The 15,106-nt window shown below is 67.8% G+C and carries 15 protein-coding genes; 5 read left to right on the top strand and 10 right to left on the bottom strand.

Annotation, left to right across the window (positions count from 1 at the left end; all coding sequences use genetic code 11):
- Positions 1 to 64: 64 nt before the first annotated feature.
- The 4 genes from ASE34_RS06585 to ASE34_RS06570 all read right to left on the bottom strand — a co-directional run bounded on the left by ASE34_RS06585 (position 65) and on the right by ASE34_RS06570 (position 5,005).
- Positions 65 to 271: a YbdD/YjiX family protein gene (locus ASE34_RS06585; RefSeq protein WP_056277971.1), complete on the bottom strand. Its 207-nt coding sequence runs from the start codon at positions 269 to 271 to the stop codon at positions 65 to 67.
- A complete protein-coding gene (locus ASE34_RS06580; RefSeq protein ID WP_056277969.1) occupies positions 271 to 2,502 on the bottom strand; it encodes a carbon starvation CstA family protein in 2,232 nt (743 codons plus the stop codon). Before ASE34_RS06580 ends, ASE34_RS06585 begins: the two co-directional genes overlap by 1 nt.
- Before the next feature lie 143 nt (positions 2,503 to 2,645).
- Positions 2,646 to 3,965 carry a PhoH family protein gene (locus ASE34_RS06575; RefSeq protein WP_053095519.1) on the bottom strand — a complete coding sequence of 440 codons (1,320 nt, stop codon included), beginning with the start codon at positions 3,963 to 3,965 and terminating at the stop codon, positions 2,646 to 2,648.
- 260 nt (positions 3,966 to 4,225) lie between these two features.
- Positions 4,226 to 5,005: an isoprenyl transferase gene (locus ASE34_RS06570; RefSeq protein ID WP_056277965.1), complete on the bottom strand. Its 780-nt coding sequence runs from the start codon at positions 5,003 to 5,005 to the stop codon at positions 4,226 to 4,228.
- Positions 5,006 to 5,101: 96 nt separating this feature from the next.
- Here ASE34_RS06570 and trhA point away from each other — a divergent pair, with 96 nt between their 5' ends.
- Positions 5,102 to 5,830, top strand: a complete 729-nt coding sequence (gene trhA / locus ASE34_RS06565; RefSeq protein WP_056277963.1) for a PAQR family membrane homeostasis protein TrhA — start codon at positions 5,102 to 5,104, stop codon at positions 5,828 to 5,830.
- A gap of 16 nt (positions 5,831 to 5,846) precedes the next feature.
- Here trhA and ASE34_RS06560 read toward each other — a convergent pair whose 3' ends face one another.
- Positions 5,847 to 6,131: a hypothetical protein gene (locus tag ASE34_RS06560; RefSeq protein WP_053095516.1), complete on the bottom strand. Its 285-nt coding sequence runs from the start codon at positions 6,129 to 6,131 to the stop codon at positions 5,847 to 5,849.
- Positions 6,132 to 6,200: 69 nt separating this feature from the next.
- Between ASE34_RS06560 and ASE34_RS06555 the strand changes: the two genes are divergently transcribed.
- Together ASE34_RS06555 and greA are read left to right on the top strand one after the other, a co-directional pair.
- Positions 6,201 to 6,587, top strand: coding sequence for a DUF4307 domain-containing protein (locus tag ASE34_RS06555; protein ID WP_053095515.1), 387 nt, complete (start codon positions 6,201 to 6,203; stop codon positions 6,585 to 6,587).
- Positions 6,588 to 6,683: 96 nt separating this feature from the next.
- Positions 6,684 to 7,172: a transcription elongation factor GreA gene (gene greA / locus ASE34_RS06550; RefSeq protein WP_053095514.1), complete on the top strand. Its 489-nt coding sequence runs from the start codon at positions 6,684 to 6,686 to the stop codon at positions 7,170 to 7,172.
- A 76-nt stretch (positions 7,173 to 7,248) separates the two neighbouring features.
- Here the strand turns inward: greA and ilvA are convergent, their stop codons facing one another.
- Both ilvA and ASE34_RS06540 read right to left on the bottom strand, forming a co-directional pair.
- On the bottom strand, positions 7,249 to 8,478 hold the full coding sequence (gene ilvA, locus ASE34_RS06545) for a threonine ammonia-lyase (RefSeq protein ID WP_056277960.1): 1,230 nt from the start codon (positions 8,476 to 8,478) through the stop codon (positions 7,249 to 7,251).
- A complete protein-coding gene (locus ASE34_RS06540; RefSeq protein WP_082297766.1) occupies positions 8,475 to 9,671 on the bottom strand; it encodes an AI-2E family transporter in 1,197 nt (398 codons plus the stop codon). The genes ilvA and ASE34_RS06540 overlap by 4 nt, the downstream gene beginning before the upstream one ends.
- Before the next feature lie 79 nt (positions 9,672 to 9,750).
- On the opposite strand from ASE34_RS06540, the gene ASE34_RS06535 reads away from it, so the two are divergent.
- Positions 9,751 to 11,013, top strand: a complete 1,263-nt coding sequence (locus ASE34_RS06535; protein WP_056277957.1) for a winged helix-turn-helix domain-containing protein — start codon at positions 9,751 to 9,753, stop codon at positions 11,011 to 11,013.
- Positions 11,010 to 11,495, top strand: coding sequence for a hypothetical protein (locus ASE34_RS06530; RefSeq protein WP_056277954.1), 486 nt, complete (start codon positions 11,010 to 11,012; stop codon positions 11,493 to 11,495). The genes ASE34_RS06535 and ASE34_RS06530 overlap by 4 nt, the downstream gene beginning before the upstream one ends.
- 90 nt (positions 11,496 to 11,585) lie before the next feature.
- On the opposite strand, the gene ASE34_RS06525 is transcribed toward ASE34_RS06530, so the two are convergent.
- From ASE34_RS06525 to ASE34_RS06515, 3 genes are all read right to left on the bottom strand, one after another.
- Positions 11,586 to 12,152 (bottom strand): LemA family protein, encoded by a 567-nt coding sequence (locus ASE34_RS06525; protein ID WP_042542063.1) that lies wholly within the window; start codon positions 12,150 to 12,152, stop codon positions 11,586 to 11,588.
- A gap of 87 nt (positions 12,153 to 12,239) precedes the next feature.
- Complete coding sequence (locus tag ASE34_RS06520) at positions 12,240 to 13,553, bottom strand: D-arabinono-1,4-lactone oxidase (protein ID WP_056277951.1); 1,314 nt, start codon at positions 13,551 to 13,553, stop codon at positions 12,240 to 12,242.
- Positions 13,550 to 14,797: an alanine racemase gene (locus tag ASE34_RS06515; protein ID WP_056277950.1), complete on the bottom strand. Its 1,248-nt coding sequence runs from the start codon at positions 14,795 to 14,797 to the stop codon at positions 13,550 to 13,552. Before ASE34_RS06515 ends, ASE34_RS06520 begins: the two co-directional genes overlap by 4 nt.
- Positions 14,798 to 15,106 lie beyond the last annotated feature (309 nt).

The following is a 15,106-nucleotide window of genomic DNA, read 5'->3' as shown; positions in this document are numbered from 1 at the left end:
CACCGGATACTGACACGACGGATGCCGCAGGGACTCGTTCCCTGCGGCATCCGTCGTCTGCCCCTCAGCAGCACCGGGCTCCGGGGTCGGCATCCTGCTGGGCGTAGTGCGCCCGCCAGAACTCGCGCTCGGTGAGCGGCTCTCGCTCGGGATGCCGCTCCCGTTCGTGCGCGACGTAGGCCGTGTACCGCGACTGCCCTGTCACGCCGTTCATGTACCAGGCGACGGAGTGCCAGATCCTGCGCGCCGCGTCGGTCACCGCCACAGACATCAGTGCCCCCTCGTCGGCTGGGCGGACGAGGGCAGCGCGTTCCACTCCTTCTCGACCGCGCGCTCCTCCGGTGAGGCGATGAGGCCTGCCGGAGCGAACCGACGCGACGGCACCTCCGGGTCCTCGTGGTCGATGATCGGCCCGGGTCGCACCGCCTGGATGACCTTGACGATCGAGATCGTGATGACGATCACAGACAGCACCAGGAAAGTCACCGACAGGATGCCCTGGATCATCGTGTTGCGCACCACCGCCTCCATCGCGGCGACGCTGGTCGCCGTGCCGAACGACGTCTCGCCCGCAGCCAGCGCGTTGCGGAAGGCGACGTGATTGGCGAAGTAGCCGACCTGCGGCACGCTCGAGAAGATCTTCTGCAGCGACGCCGTGACGGTGACGACCGTCACGAATGCCAGCGGCAGAGCGACCACCCAGAGAACCGTGAACGTGCGCCTGCGGGCGACGATGGTGAGCACCACGGCGAGCGCGATGGCCGCCAGCAGCTGGTTGGCGATGCCGAACAACGGGAACAGGGTGTTGATGCCGCCGAGAGGGTCCGTGACGCCCATGATCAGCACCGCGCCCCAGCCCGCGACCATCACCGCCGTGCAGATCCAGGCCCCGACCCGCCACGACGTGTCCTTGAAACGGGGGATGACGTTGCCGACCGAGTCTTGCAGCATGAATCGCGCGACACGGGTGCCGGCATCCACCGCGGTCAGGATGAACAGCGCCTCGAACATGATCGCGAAGTGATACCAGAACGCCATCATCCCGGTGCCGCCGATCCACTGCTGCATGATGTGCGCGAGGCCGAGAGCGAGGGTCGGCGCACCGCCGGTGCGGGAGACGATCGACTCCTCCCCCACAGCCTCCGCCGTGCTCGTGAGCATCTCGGGCGTCAGGTTCACACCCGTCAGCCCGAGGCTGTTGACGAACTGCACGGCGCCTTCGACGGTGCCGAGGGTCGCGGCCGGCGAGGAGTTCATCGCGAAGTACAGACCACGGTCGATCGAGATCGCGGCGACGAGCGCCATGATCGCGACGAACGACTCCATGAGCATGCCGCCGTAGCCGATGAAGCGGGTCTGCTTCTCCTTCTCGATCATCTTCGGCGTGGTTCCCGACGCGATGAGCGCATGGAATCCGCTCAGCGCCCCGCAGGCGATCGTCACGAACAGGAACGGGAAGAGGGATCCTGCCCAGACGGGCCCCGTCTCCCCCGCAGCGAATTCACTGAAGGCCGGGACGGTGATCTCGGGCCGCACGAAGAGAATCGCGACGGCGAGTGCCACGATCACGCCGATCTTCATGAAGGTCGAGAGGTAGTCGCGCGGAGCGAGCAGCATCCACACCGGCAGCACCGCGGCGATGAAGCCGTAGATGATGATCCCCCACGCGATCGTCGTGCGGTCGAGGGTGAAGACCGCCTGACCCCAGTCGGTCTCGGCGACCATCCCGCCGCCGATGATCGCCGCCATCAGCAGCACGAACCCGATGAGCGACACCTCGGTGATCTTGCCTGGTCGGATCCACCGGAGGTACGCGCCCATGAATAGGGCGATCGGGATCGTCATGGCCACGGAGAACACGCCCCAGGGGCTCTCGCCGAGGGCGTTCACCACGACGAGAGCGAGGATCGCCGTGATGATGATCATGATGAGGAGTGTGGCGACGATGGCCGCCGTGCCGCCGAATCGACCGAGCTCATCGCGGGCCATCTGGCCGAGAGAGCGCCCGCCCCGGCGCATCGAGAAGAACATCACGAGGTAGTCCTGCACGGCACCTGCCAGGACGACTCCGACGATGATCCAGATCGTGCCCGGCAGGTAGCCCATCTGCGCGGCGAGCACGGGTCCCACGAGAGGGCCGGCACCCGCGATCGCGGCGAAGTGGTGTCCGAACAGCACTCGACGGTCGGTCGCGACGTAGTCCTTGCCGTCCGCCTTGTACTCGGCGGGTGTCGCGCGCCGGTCGTTCGGCTTGACGAGGTTGCGCTCGATGAACTTCGAGTAGAAACGGTAGAAGACGAGATAGGTGCAGACCGCCGCGAACACGAACCAGATCGCGTTCACCGTCTCGCCTCTGACGATGGCGAGCATCGTCCAGGCGACACCGCCCAGCAGCGCGATCGCCGCCCAGAGGACGATCTTCAGCGGTGTCCAGCGCGGCTTCTCATCGACAGCCACCGGGGGAAGCGAGTGGTCTTCGACAGTCTTCGTTGTGTCACTCATGGCGCATCACTCCATCGTCTGCGTTCGGTGCCACGAGCGTAATCCGACGACCACGCCGACGGAAGCGAATCGCCGACGCATCCGCCGGAACATGCGACAGCGGATGCCGTGACACCACGGCATCCGCTGTCGGACCACTCAGGTCAGCTGAGTTCGCCCCCTTCGAGAAGCTCGGTCACCAGGGCGGCGATCGCGGAGCGCTCGGACCGCATCAGCGTCACGTGGGCGAACAGGTCATGCCCCTTGAGCGTCTCGATCACGCTGGCGATGCCGTCATGACGGCCGACACGGAGGTTGTCGCGCTGGCCGACGTCGTGGGTCAGGATCACGCGCGAGTTCTGCCCCATGCGGCTGAGGACGGTCAGCAGCACGTTGCGCTCGAGCGACTGCGCCTCGTCGACGATCACGAACGCGTCGTGCAGCGACCGACCGCGGATGTGCGTGAGCGGGAGCACCTCGAGAATGCCCCGTTCGACGACCTCCTCCATGACGTTGCCTGACACGACCGAACCGAGCGTGTCGAACACCGCCTGCCCCCACGGGCCCATCTTCTCGCCCTGATCGCCGGGCAGGTAGCCGAGCTCCTGGCCTCCGACGGCGAACAGCGGGCGGAAGACGATGATCTTCTTCTGCTGCTGTCGTTCGAGCACCGCCTCGAGGCCGGCGCAGAGAGCCAGGGCGGACTTTCCGGTGCCCGCGCGCCCGCCCAGCGAGACGATGCCGATGTCCGGGTCGGTGAGCAGGTCGATCGCGATCCGCTGCTCGGCGGACCGCCCGTGCATGCCGAAGATGTCGCGGTCGCCGCGGACGAGCTTGTACTCGCCGTCTCCCGTGATCCTGCCGAGTGCGGAACCGCGCTCGGAGTGGATGATGAGCCCGGTGTTCACTGGCAGGCCCCTCGCATCTTCGCTGATGCCCACCTCGCTCTCGTAGAGATCGCTGATCTCGTCACCGGACAGGTCGAGGGTGGTGATTCCGGTCCATCCCGAATCGACGGCCTGCTCGGCGAGGTACTCCTCGGCACGCAGACCGAGCGAGGCCGCCTTGACGCGCATCGGGAGGTCCTTCGAGACGATCGTGACGTCCTGACCGTCCTGCGCGAGGTTCATCGCGACCGAGAGGATGCGGGTGTCGTTGTCGCTCAGCCGGATGCCGGCCGGGAGCACCGAGGAGTCCGTGTTGGCCAGCTCGACCCGAAGCGTGCCGCCCTCGCCGACCTCGACGGGGAAGTCCAGCCGTCCGTGCTCGACACGAAGGTCATCGAGGTGGCGAAGCGCCTGACGGGCGAAGTATCCGATCTCCGGGTCGTGCCGCTTGCCTTCGAGTTCGGTGATGACCACCACCGGAAGGACGACCGAGTGCTCGGCGAACCGGAAGAACGCCTGCGGATCGCTCAGCAGGACGGACGTGTCGAGCACATAGGTCCGAAGATCCTGATCAGGACCCTCCGCCCCCGCTCGCATCGTCGTCTTACGGGTGGACTGCTGCGCGGTGCTGGTGGACTGCTGCGCTGTACGTGAGGTCACGACCCACTCCCGACCCGGGGAACTCCCGGTTATTCGAACGAGTCGACCAGGGGGTCACGAGTCGTCATCCTGAGGCCGACCCGACGGGCACCTTGCCCGATGCCTAGAAGCTACGACCAGCCGCCGACATTTGACGAACTCGACACGCCACGAGTTCGTTACGTGTTGGTTAACGCGGGGTGGCGTCGTCGGCGAGGTCAGCGGCCGAAGCGCCGGTCGCGGTCGGCGAAGTCGCGGATCGCGCGGAGGAAGTCGACCTGTCGCAGGTCCGGCCCGAGCGCCTCCACGAAGTAGAACTCGCTGTGGGCGCTCTGCCAGAGCAGGAAGTCGCTCAGACGCTGCTCGCCGCTCGTGCGGATGACGAGATCGGGGTCCGGCTGGCCGCCGGTGTACAGATGCTCCCCGATCATCTCGGGGGTCAGATGAGCGGCGAGGTCCTCGATCGTGCCGCCGGACGCCTGATGCGCCGTGACGATGCTGCGCACCGCATCGACGATCTCGTTGCGTCCGCCGTAGCCGACCGCGAGGTTGACGTGGAGGCCGGTGTGGTCGCGCGTGCGCTCCTGTGCGTCGTCCAGCACCTTCGCGAGCTCCGCGGGAAGGATGTCGGAGCGTCCGACGTGCTTCACACGCCAATTGCCCTCGCGCGACAGTGCCTCTGCGAGCTCGGCGATGATCTCGATCAGATCGGCGAGCTCGGCGGAGTCGCGCTTTCGCAGGTTGTCGCTGGACAGGAGATACAGCGACACGACCCGAACCCCGAGTTCATCGCACCAGCCGAGGAACTCGCGCATCTTGGCGGCACCCGCCCTGTGTCCCTCCGCGGGAGTCTCGTAGCCGAGCTGCCTGGCCCAGCGCCGATTGCCGTCGATCATCATGGCGACGTGATGGGGAACGGTCTCCGGATCGAGATGGCGGCGCAGCCGGCTGGTGTAGAGGCGGTACAGCGGCCCCCGCCCCTGACCATCGCGTGTCATCACCTCCCTACGCTATCGTGTCGGCGTCGGCGGACCCAGGGCCGACGCTCAGGATATGTACGCTCGCCTGCATGGGAGCCCGCATAGAGTGAAGGCGTGAGCACTCCCGACTCCTCGGTACCTGACGTCCCCCAGCTGCCCCTCCTGGAGGAGGCGGCGCACGACGCCGCCGTCGAGATCAAGCCGACCTGGCGCGGCTGGATCCACGCGGCCACGTTCCCCGTCGCGATCGTCGCCGGGGTGGTGCTGATCACCGTCGCGCAGGGCGGCGCGGCCAAGTGGGCCGCCGCCGTGTTCATGGCCACCTCGCTGCTGCTCTTCGGCAACTCCGCTCTCTATCACCGGATCGACTGGAGCCCGAAGGTCAAGGTGATCCTCAAGCGGATCGACCACGCGAACATCCTGCTGCTGATCGCCGGCACCTATACGCCGCTCGCCGTGCTCGCGCTGCCCCCTCAGAAGGGCGCCCTGCTGCTCGTGTTCGTGTGGAGCGGGGCGCTTCTCGGCATCCTGTTCCGGGTGTTCTGGATCAATGCTCCGCGGTGGCTGTACGTCGCCCTCTACCTGCTTCTGGGCTGGGCTGCGGTGATGTACCTCGCCGACCTCTTCGTCGCGAACGCCACGATGATGGTGCTCGTCATCGTCGGAGGGCTCCTCTACACGGGCGGCGCGGTCGTCTACGCGATCAAGAAGCCCAACCCGTGGCCCGGCCATTTCGGGTTCCACGAGATCTTCCACGTATGCACGGTGCTCGCTTTCCTGTGCCACTGGATCGCGTGTCTGCTCATCGCCCTCGCACCGCTGTCCCCGTCACTCGGGGCCTGACCCGCCGAAGGCTCGGTCAGCGCTTCTCGGGGTCGTCGTCGCCCTCGCGCACGATCGGCAGGTCGGCATCCGTCTCGGTCGCCTCGTCAGCCGCCCGCGCGGCCTCTTCGGCGTCGAGCTCATCCCTGACCTCTTCGCGGTAGCGGACCCGACGGATGCGACGGTTCATGTCGAGGATCAGCAGGATCACCGCGATCAGGATGATCACGACGGCGGCGAAGCCGACGAATCCGGGCGTGACCAGCTCCGGTGCCACCGTCATCGTGGGCGTCGGCATCGGTGTCTCGGTCAGAGCGAGCATGGAGTCTGCCTTTCATGCGCAGGTCGCATAACCTGGAGTTACCAGCCTAACGACCGGAAGACCCACCCCGTGACGACCGCACAACAGCTCGATGACCGCTACGGTCGCACCCGCTCCCGCCGGGGGCCATGGATCGTCCTGATCGCCATCGCGGCACTTCTCGTCGGCGCGTTCGGCTGGATGATCGTCGCGGCGCAGATGAACGCGGTCGACTCCGACGATCTCGGCTTCGATCTGGTGGATGAGCACAGCGTCACCGTGCGCTTCCAGATCACCGGGGTGCAGGGCAAGGACGTGGCCTGCATCGTCGAGGCGCTCGACGAGGAGTTCGGGGTCGTCGGCTGGAAGGTCGTCGAGATCCCCGCCGGCGACGCCCATTCGCAGGCGCTCTCTGCCACGGTTCCCACCGTCTCGAGCGCCACGACAGGTTTGGTGAACAGCTGCTGGGTCGCTTAGACTCGAGCCAGACAGATGACGCCCTGGCACCGTGCCGGGGCGTCTTGGCATATCCCCCGCGGAACGTCGCCGGGTACCTAACGAAGGAGCTTCGTCATGTCTACTGACGCTCAGGTTCCCTTCCTCACGCAGGAAGCGTATGACCGGCTCGTCGCCGAGCTCGAGCACCTCTCCACCACAGGTCGCGAAGAGATCGCCAAGCGCATCGAAGCGGCACGCGAAGAGGGCGACCTCAAGGAGAACGGCGGTTACCACGCCGCCAAGGACGAGCAGGGCAAGCAGGAGGCGCGGATCCGCACCCTCGAGAACCTTCTCAAGACCGCCAAGGTCGGCGAGGCGCCCGCGAGCCGCGGCATCGTCGAGCCCGGCACGGTCGTGACGGCCGTGGTCGCCGGTGGCGAAGAGGTCTTCCTCCTCGGCAGCCGTGAGATCGCCGTGGGCAGCGACCTCGACGTGTACAGCGAGGCCAGCCCGCTCGGACAGGCGATCCTCGGACTCAAGGTCGGCGAGAAGTCCTCGTACGAGGCGCCGAACGGCCGCGCGATCTCGGTCGAGATCGTGAACGTCGAGACCTACACCGGCTGACGCGCTCCGATCACGCGCGCGTTCCGCGACGACAGAAGGCCCCGTCCGAATGGACGGGGCCTTCTGTCGTCGCGGGTCAGTCCGGAACGATCATCGGCTGGAAGCCGGCACGACGGAGGATGTCGAGGGTGTGCTCGGAATGCTCGGTGCCCCGCGTCTCGACGCTGAGCTCGAGGAAGACCTCGCTGATCTGCAGCCCGTGCCCGTGACGGGTGTGCATCGCCTCGATCACGTTGGCGCCGGCCTCCGCGATCAGCTCGGACACCCGCGCCAGCTGACCGGGACGGTCGGGCAGCGGGATGCGGATCGTCAGGTACCGGCCGGATGCCGCCAGACCGTGAGAGACCACGCGCTGCAGCAGCAGCGGGTCGATGTTGCCACCGGAGACCACGGCCATGGTCTTGCCGCTGGCCTTCACCTTGCCGGCGAGGATCGCGGCGACTCCGACGGCACCCGCCGGCTCCGCGATCACCTTGGACTGCTCGAGCAGCACGAGGATGGCGCGTGCGAGGTCGTCGTCCGTCACCGTGACGACCTCGTCGACGAGGTCCTTGATGATCTCGAACGGGATGGCGCCGGGGCGCGCGACCAGGATGCCGTCGGCGATCGTGGGCTTCGTCTCGATGTCGACCGGGTATCCCGCTTCGAGCGAGGGAAGCATCGCCGCGGCGTTCTCGGCCTGGACGCCGATGATGCGGACGGTGCGGCCCATCTCGGCGGCCTTCGCCTTCACCGCGGCGGCGACACCGGCGATCAGGCCTCCCCCGCCGATCCCCAGCACGATCGTGTCGACGTCCGGAGCATCCTCGAGCAGCTCGAGCCCGAGCGTGCCCTGGCCGATGACGACATCGCGGTGGTCGAACGGATGGATGATCACCGCTCCCGTGCGCTCGGCGAACTCGGCGGCGAGCCGCAGCGACGTCGCGACCGTCTCTCCCTCGAGCACGACCTCGGCGCCGTAGCTCCTGGTCGCCAGCAGCTTGGGCACCGGGATGCCGATCGGCACGAAGATGGTCGCCGGGATTCCGAGGGTCTGCGCCGCGAGGGCGACGCCCTGCGCGTGATTGCCGGCGGAGGCCGCGACCACGCCGCGCGCGCGCTCTTCGGCACTCAGCTGGGAGAGGCGATATGCGGATCCCCGGATCTTGAAGGACCCCGTTCGCTGCAGGTTCTCCATCTTGAGTACGACCGGCGCTCCGAGGACATCCGACAGAGCGCGCGAAGGCAACGTCGGCGTCCGCGTGATCACCTCAGCCAGACTCTGAGCTGCCTTCTCGAACTCGTCCAGGCTGGGGACTGCGCTCATCGATTCCTCCGTCTCCGCTCGCGCGGAACTGTGCTCCAGATTAGGTCTGCGTTCGGGACGTCGCCGGTCTTCCACGACCCCGTGCTGACGGTCACCGCTGCGACGTTGACGAACGCTGCGAGAGGCACCGCGAACAGCGCTCCGGGGATGCCGCCGACCATCGAGCCGCCGGCGACGACGAGCACGACCGCGAGCGGGTGCACCTTCACCGCGGAGCCCATCAGGATCGGCTGCAGGATGTGCCCCTCGAGCTGCTGCACGCCGAGCACGACGGCCAGCATCGCCAGAGCGATCCACGGCCCGTTGTAGACGAGGGCCAGCAGGACCGCGATCGCGCCGGTCACGACCGCACCGACGATCGGCACGAAGGATCCGAGGAAGACGAGCACGGCGACCGGTATCGCCAGCGGGACGCCGAGCAGAGCGGCACCCACGCCGATGCCGACCGCGTCGATCGCGGCCACCAGCAGCTGCGTGCGGGCGTAGTTGACGATCGTCGCGAAGCCGTTGCTCGCGGCCGCGTCGGCGGCAGGTCGCGCCGCGCGCGGGAACAGGCGCAGCGTCCAGCGCCAGATCCCCCGACCGTCGGCGAGCAGGCAGATCAGGATGAACAGTGAGAGGACCGCTCCGGTCACCACATGCGCGGCGGTCGTGCCGACCGCGAGAGCCCCGTTGAGGAGCGTCTGCGTCTGCTCGTTGATGATGCCGAGGCCCTGATCGATGTAGTCCTGGATCTGCGTCTCACTCAGGTGCAGCGGTCCGTTGAGAAGGAACTGCCGGAATTCCTCGATCGCCTGGGAACTCCGCGCCTGCACGTCGGGCAGCTGGGCGCGGACCTGCCAGATGACGAGCCAGAGCAGTAGGGAGACGATCGCGAGCGTGCCGATGATCGACAGCGCCACTGCCAGCCAGCGCGGGAACCGGTGGCGCAGCATCCACTGGAATCCCGGCCACAGCAGAGCCGTGATGAGGATGCCGACCATGAGCGGGATCACGAGGAGCTTCAGCTCGATCACGAGCCAGATGAATCCGGCCACCACCGCTGCGATCAGCAGGATGCGCCAGGAATATGCGGCCGTGATGCGGAGTCCTCGCGGGACGGCTTCATCGGCCTCGGTGGTCACCGTGCGATCCGGCGAGACCGGGCGCGGACGGAAGAGGTCTCTCAGCCGTGGACGCAGCTCTTCGCTCATCGCCCAAGTCTACGGCGCGGGCGCCGCGCGTCCGGACGTACGAGGCCCGGATGTCGGCGCTCGGAGATACCCTGACGAGGTGACCGAGACCCTCAGCTCCGCCCAGGCCCGTCGCATCGCGCTGGCCGCGCAGGGCTTCTCCCGCGCACGCCCCGCATCGGTGTCGGCCCGGCACATCCACCGGGTGATGGATCGGCTGGGCGTGCTGCAGATCGACTCGGTCAACGTGTTCGCGAGGTCGCACTACATGCCGCTGTTCTCGCGTCTGGGAGCCTACGATCCGGCGCTGTTCGATCGGGTGTTCCACTCCCGGACCACCCACTACGTCGAGTACATGGCTCATGAGGCGACGTTCATCCCCATCGAGGATTGGCCGCTGTGGCGATTCCGGATGGATCACTTCCGCGCTCGATGGGCGGCGGCCGACTCGTGGATGAGCCTGAACACGCGGACGCTGCGCTGGGTGCAGGACGAGCTCAGGGCGCGGGGCCCACTGCGACCGGCGGATCTCCGAGAAGATGCGCCCCGCGAGCGCGGCACATGGTGGGACTGGGATGACGTCAAGCTCGCGCTCGAGCACCTGTGGCGCACCGGGGACGTCGCGATCAGCGGTCGGAAGGGTTTCGAGCGCAGCTACGCTCTCGCCGAGCAGGTGATCCCCGACGCCATCCTGTCGCGCCACGTGCCGCGGGACGATGCGATCCGCGAGCTCACACGTCGGGCGGCGCGCTCGTCGGGAGTCGCGACGCAGTCGGATCTCGCCGACTACCACCGCATCCGCGATCGCGCGGCGGTCTCGCAGTCGATCGCCGATCTGGTCGACACGGGCGAGCTGCTCCCGGTGTCGGTGCGGGGCTGGGACCGCGGTGGGCGCCCGCTCCCGAGCTGGCGACATCGGGATGCCGTGCTGCCGCGCCGCATCGACGCGTCAGCGCTGCTGACACCGTTCGATCCCGTCGTCTGGTTCCGCGACAGAGCGCTGCGCGCCTTCGAGCTCGACTACAGGATCGAGATCTACGTCCCCGCCGACAAGCGGCGATACGGCTACTACTCGCTGCCCGTGCTCGTCGGCGACCGGATCGTGGCCCGCGTCGATCTGAAGGCCGACCGCGCGACGTCGACGCTTCAGGTGCAGTCGGCCTGGTGGGAACCTCAGGCCAGGCCTGACGCCGACGCTGAGCGGATCGCCGCAGAGCTGGCCCTCGCAGCGGAATGGCAGGGCCTCGCGCATGTCTCGGTCTCGCGGTGGGGCACCGCGGCAGAGGCTCTTCACGCCGCACTCTCGGTTCGCCCGGACACGTCCGTGCGTCGCCATGTGCACGCGAGAGAGGTGCCCTCGTGAACCGCCGCAGGGCATGGGCGATCGGCGGCGTCGGTGCCGCTCTCGTCGTCGTGGTGGCGGCATCATGGCTGTGGCTGTCATCCGGCGATGTGTCCCCTGCTGCCGGTCCCCCGGCGACGAGCAGCGCACCGACGCCTGAGATCGATGTGCGCACGACCGCACAGCAGGCGCTGGACGACCACCTCGAGGAGTGCACGTCTGCGGAGGCCTCCGATGACGCCGTTCCCGACGGATGCGGGATCAGGATCCCCTGGGGCACCGAGTTCGCCTCGGTCGACGACGTCCGGTTCCGCATAGAGCAGCTGCCGGTCCTGGAGCTCACGGACGGTGGATTCGTCGCCGACGGGGGCGTCCTCGTCGCCACCGTGTCTGGCACAGGTCAGGACGGCAGTCCGAGGACCGAGACGTATCGCACGGACTCCTGGACGCTCCGCGGTGGCGTGACCGTCGAGGGTGACGCTGTGGAGCTCGACGTCTGGTGAGCGTCGCTCAGGCCCCGCGATCGACTCGCCACGGGCAGCCGGACATGCAGAAGGCCCGATGCGCTGGTGCGCATCGGGCCTTGTGACACATCAGAACTGCACGCGTGGCGGTTCGGAGATCGCGCCGCTGTCGGCGACCTCGAAGAACTCGCGCTCGGTGAATCCGAGTCCCTTGGCGAAGAGATTGTTGGGGAAGACCTTGATCTTGGTGTTCAGCTCGCGGACCCCGCCGTTGTAGAAGCGGCGCGCAGCCTGGATCTTGTCCTCGGTGTCGACGAGGGCCTGCTGCACCTGAAGGAAGTTCTGGCTCGCCTGCAGCTGCGGATAGGCCTCGGCGACCGCGAACAGGCTGCGGAGCGCCTGCTGCAGATGACCTTCGGCGATGCCCGCCTCGCCGGGGCTGCCGGCAGACAGCGTCTCCGCTCGCGCACGCGTGACGTTCTCGAACACCGCCTTCTCGTGCGAGGCGTAGCCCTTCACCGTCTCGATGAGGTTGGGTATCAGATCCGCTCTGCGCTTCAGCTGAACCGTGATGCCGCTCCAGGCCTCGTCGACGCGGACGTTGAGCTGCACCAGCGAGTTGTAGGTCGCCCAGAGGTAGATTCCGATGAGCAGAATCACACCGACGACGATCAGTACCGGCACGAGCCATTCCATCAGAGGCCCACCCTTCCTCGTGTTTGTCTCATCCTATCGGCGCAGCCTGCGCGTCGACTGGGTGTGCGACGGTCAGCTGCAGCCCCGTCATGCGCCGAGAACGCGATCCAGGTATCGGTTCGTGAATCGGCGATCCGGGTCGAGCCGGTCGCGCACGGCGGTGAAGTCGTCGAACCGCGGATAGCGCTCTCGCAGCTGCTCGGCGGTCAGCGTGTGCAGCTTGCCCCAGTGGGGGCGTCCGCCGTGCTCGAGCATGATCTGTTCCACGGCCTCGAAGTACACCGACGGATCGGCGCGCCAGTAGCGGTGGACCGCGATGTACCCCGTGGCCCTGCCGTACGCCGTCGACAGCCACCTGTCGTCGCCCGCCGCGAAGCGCACCTCGATCGGGAATTCGATGCGCCATCCTCGTCGCTCGATGAGCTCGCGCACAGCGCGGAAGGCCGGCACGACGTTCTCGACGGGCAGCGCGTACTCCATCTCGCGGAACCGCACCGTGCGGCTCTGTGTCAGGACGCGGTGCGACAGCTCGGTGTAGCGCCGGTCGCCCGTGAGCTTCACCGCGAGCCTGTTGAACGGCGGAGTGATGACGGGTGCCACCTGCCCGGCGGCGCATACCGCCCGGTATACGCCGTTCGAGAGCAGGGTCTCATCGATCCAGCGCCCTACGACGGGGAGAGGCTGCCGCCGAGTCGACTCCGGCAGTCTGGTCTGTCTCTTGGTCAGAGCGATGTCCGTGTGCGGGAACCAGTAGAACTCGAAGTGGTCCGATTCCTCGACCCGACTGTGCAGGGTCTCGAGAACGTCGTCGAGAGGCGCTGGCTCGTCGACTGCCTCCAGGAGGAGGTTCGGCACGCACTGCAGCGTGATGTCGACCAGGATCCCGAGCGCGCCGAGCCCCAGTGTGACCGCGGGCAGCAGATCGGTGTTCTGCCTCTCGTCCACTCTCAGGAACTCGCCGGCTGCGGTCACCATGGTCGCCGCGACGACCTGTGTGGCGAGTCCTCCGAACCCGGACCCGGTCCCATGGGTCCCGGTCGAGATCGCGCCGGAGATGGACTGACGGTCGATGTCGCCGAGGTTCTCCATGGCGAGACCGAACGGCGCAAGCAGTGAGGGGATGCGGTGCAGCCGGGTTCCCGCGAGCAGGGTCGCGCGGCCGGTGGACGCGTCGGCCGATACGAGTCCTTGCATGTCGTCGAGTTCCAGGAGCACCCCGGGGGCGACGGCGATGCCCGTGAAGCTGTGCCCCGCTCCGACCGCCTTCACGGTGAGACCTTGCGACACAGCCGCCCGGACGGCGCGCTGCACGCCTTCCGGCGTGCGCGGGCGCTCGACGCGAAGCGGCTTCACCTGCGCCGACCGCCCCCAGTTCTGCCAGGTTCCGCCGATCCGGGTCACAGGAACGCCTTCCCCTCGCCGCGATACGTGGGAAGCTCGTCGACGATCTCGTCGCCGGAGACGAGCTGGTAGCTGTCGATGCGCTCGGCAGGCTCGCCGCTCTTCGCGTGGCGGAACCAGACCCGATCGCCCACTCCGAGGTGCTGGGCCTCTCGCCCCTGCAGCGGTGTCTGCACCTCGCCCGCGGCCTCGCGCGACAGAGTGCGCAGTCCCTGCGGCCAGACGGGCGACGGCTGTCGCGACGTCACGGCGGGGCCCGAGGCGATCCATCCGCCACCGAGCACGGTCGCGATGTCGGCGGCCGGCCGCCGCACCACGTCGAACGCGAACGCCGACGCCGGTGCCGGGCGGAAGGATCGATACCCGTCGAAGAGGTGCCCTCCGAGCAGTCCGCTGCCGGCACTCGCCTCGGTCAGCGATTCGTCGCTGCCGGTGAACTCGAGGGAGCCGGTCCCTCCGCCGTTGAGGAACTCGAGAGGGGCGATCTCCGAGAGTGCGCCGACGATCGCGGCTCGTCGGTCTCGCAGTTCTGACCGGGAGCGCGCCTGCATCAGACGGATCACCGGCGCGTCCGGTCCCGCGTTGTCGCCCTGCCCGGCGATCTGGGCCTCGTACATCTGCAGGCCGACGAGCGTGAAGCCGGGGCGGCGGACGATCGTGCGAGCGAAGGCCGCCACCTCTCCCGGAGTGAACAGCGCGGACCTGCGGACGCCGATATGACCGAGCGCCGCCGATCGCAGTGAGGCGTCCGCGTCGATCGCGACACGGATGTCGGGGCGATGGCCGGCAGGCGCGACGCTGTCGACGATGTCGAGATGCGCCGGGTCGTCGACCATGAGCGTGATGCGCCGAGCCGCCTCTTCGGATTCGAAGAGCTGCGCGAGTCCCGCGCGATCGACCGTCGGGTAGCCGATCACGATGTCGTCATGGGTCTCGGCGAGCCAGAGCGCTTCGGCGAGGGTGAACGCGAGAATCCCCCGGTAGCCGGGAAGCTGCAGCACCGCGTCGAGAACCGAGCGCACGCGCACCGACTTCGAGGCGACGCGGATCGGCAGTCCGCCCGCACGGACCAGCAGATCCAGGGCGTTGTGCCGGAGCGCTTCTCTGTCGATCACCGCCACGGGAGCAGAGAGGTGGCCGGTCGCCGCAGACAGGCGCGGCCAGTACCGTGACGGGTCGTGCCACTCGGGGGAGACTGCGTTTCGTCCCTGATCGGGGCTCATATCGGCGATGAGGTCGAGCACTCCCCCACCCTATGTCCAGCGCGGACGCGGATTCATGCTTTCTGAGATCGAGTCGCAGCGCAGTCGTACGGCCACGTCCGGAATCCCGGTACTTTAGCCGCAATGCTCGTAATGAACATCCACGGTCGCCGTCTCTATCACTGAGGCCGTCATTCGTGGCGGCTCACCGGCCGTGCCCGGCCGGTTGCCGGGGGGTAGCGATGCTGTCTCAGCAGCATCACAGGGAGACGGGCGCTGGGACGCCCGTCTCCCTTCGCCCTGTCCGTGCGGGATGCGGCGCCGGAGCGGCCGATATACCCGTGTAATCTG

The organism is Microbacterium sp. Root280D1 (assembly GCF_001428975.1).
Classification (GTDB): Bacteria; Actinomycetota; Actinomycetes; order Actinomycetales; family Microbacteriaceae; genus Microbacterium.
The sequence above is the reverse complement of the archived record's forward strand: the minus strand, read 5'-3'. Positions and strand labels throughout refer to the sequence as shown.

Coding starts and splice junctions, on each gene's coding strand:
- ASE34_RS06585 (WP_056277971.1), bottom strand. CDS start 271: ATGTCTGTGGCGGTGACCGACGCGGCGCGCAGGATCTGGCACTCCGTC.
- ASE34_RS06580 (WP_056277969.1), bottom strand. CDS start 2,502: ATGAGTGACACAACGAAGACTGTCGAAGACCACTCGCTTCCCCCGGTG.
- ASE34_RS06575 (WP_053095519.1), bottom strand. CDS start 3,965: ATGCGAGCGGGGGCGGAGGGTCCTGATCAGGATCTTCGGACCTATGTG.
- ASE34_RS06570 (WP_056277965.1), bottom strand. CDS start 5,005: ATGACACGCGATGGTCAGGGGCGGGGGCCGCTGTACCGCCTCTACACC.
- ASE34_RS06560 (WP_053095516.1), bottom strand. CDS start 6,131: ATGCTCGCTCTGACCGAGACACCGATGCCGACGCCCACGATGACGGTG.
- greA (WP_053095514.1), top strand. CDS start 6,684: ATGTCTACTGACGCTCAGGTTCCCTTCCTCACGCAGGAAGCGTATGAC.
- ilvA (WP_056277960.1), bottom strand. CDS start 8,478: ATGAGCGCAGTCCCCAGCCTGGACGAGTTCGAGAAGGCAGCTCAGAGT.
- ASE34_RS06540 (WP_082297766.1), bottom strand. CDS start 9,671: ATGAGCGAAGAGCTGCGTCCACGGCTGAGAGACCTCTTCCGTCCGCGC.
- ASE34_RS06525 (WP_042542063.1), bottom strand. CDS start 12,152: ATGGAATGGCTCGTGCCGGTACTGATCGTCGTCGGTGTGATTCTGCTC.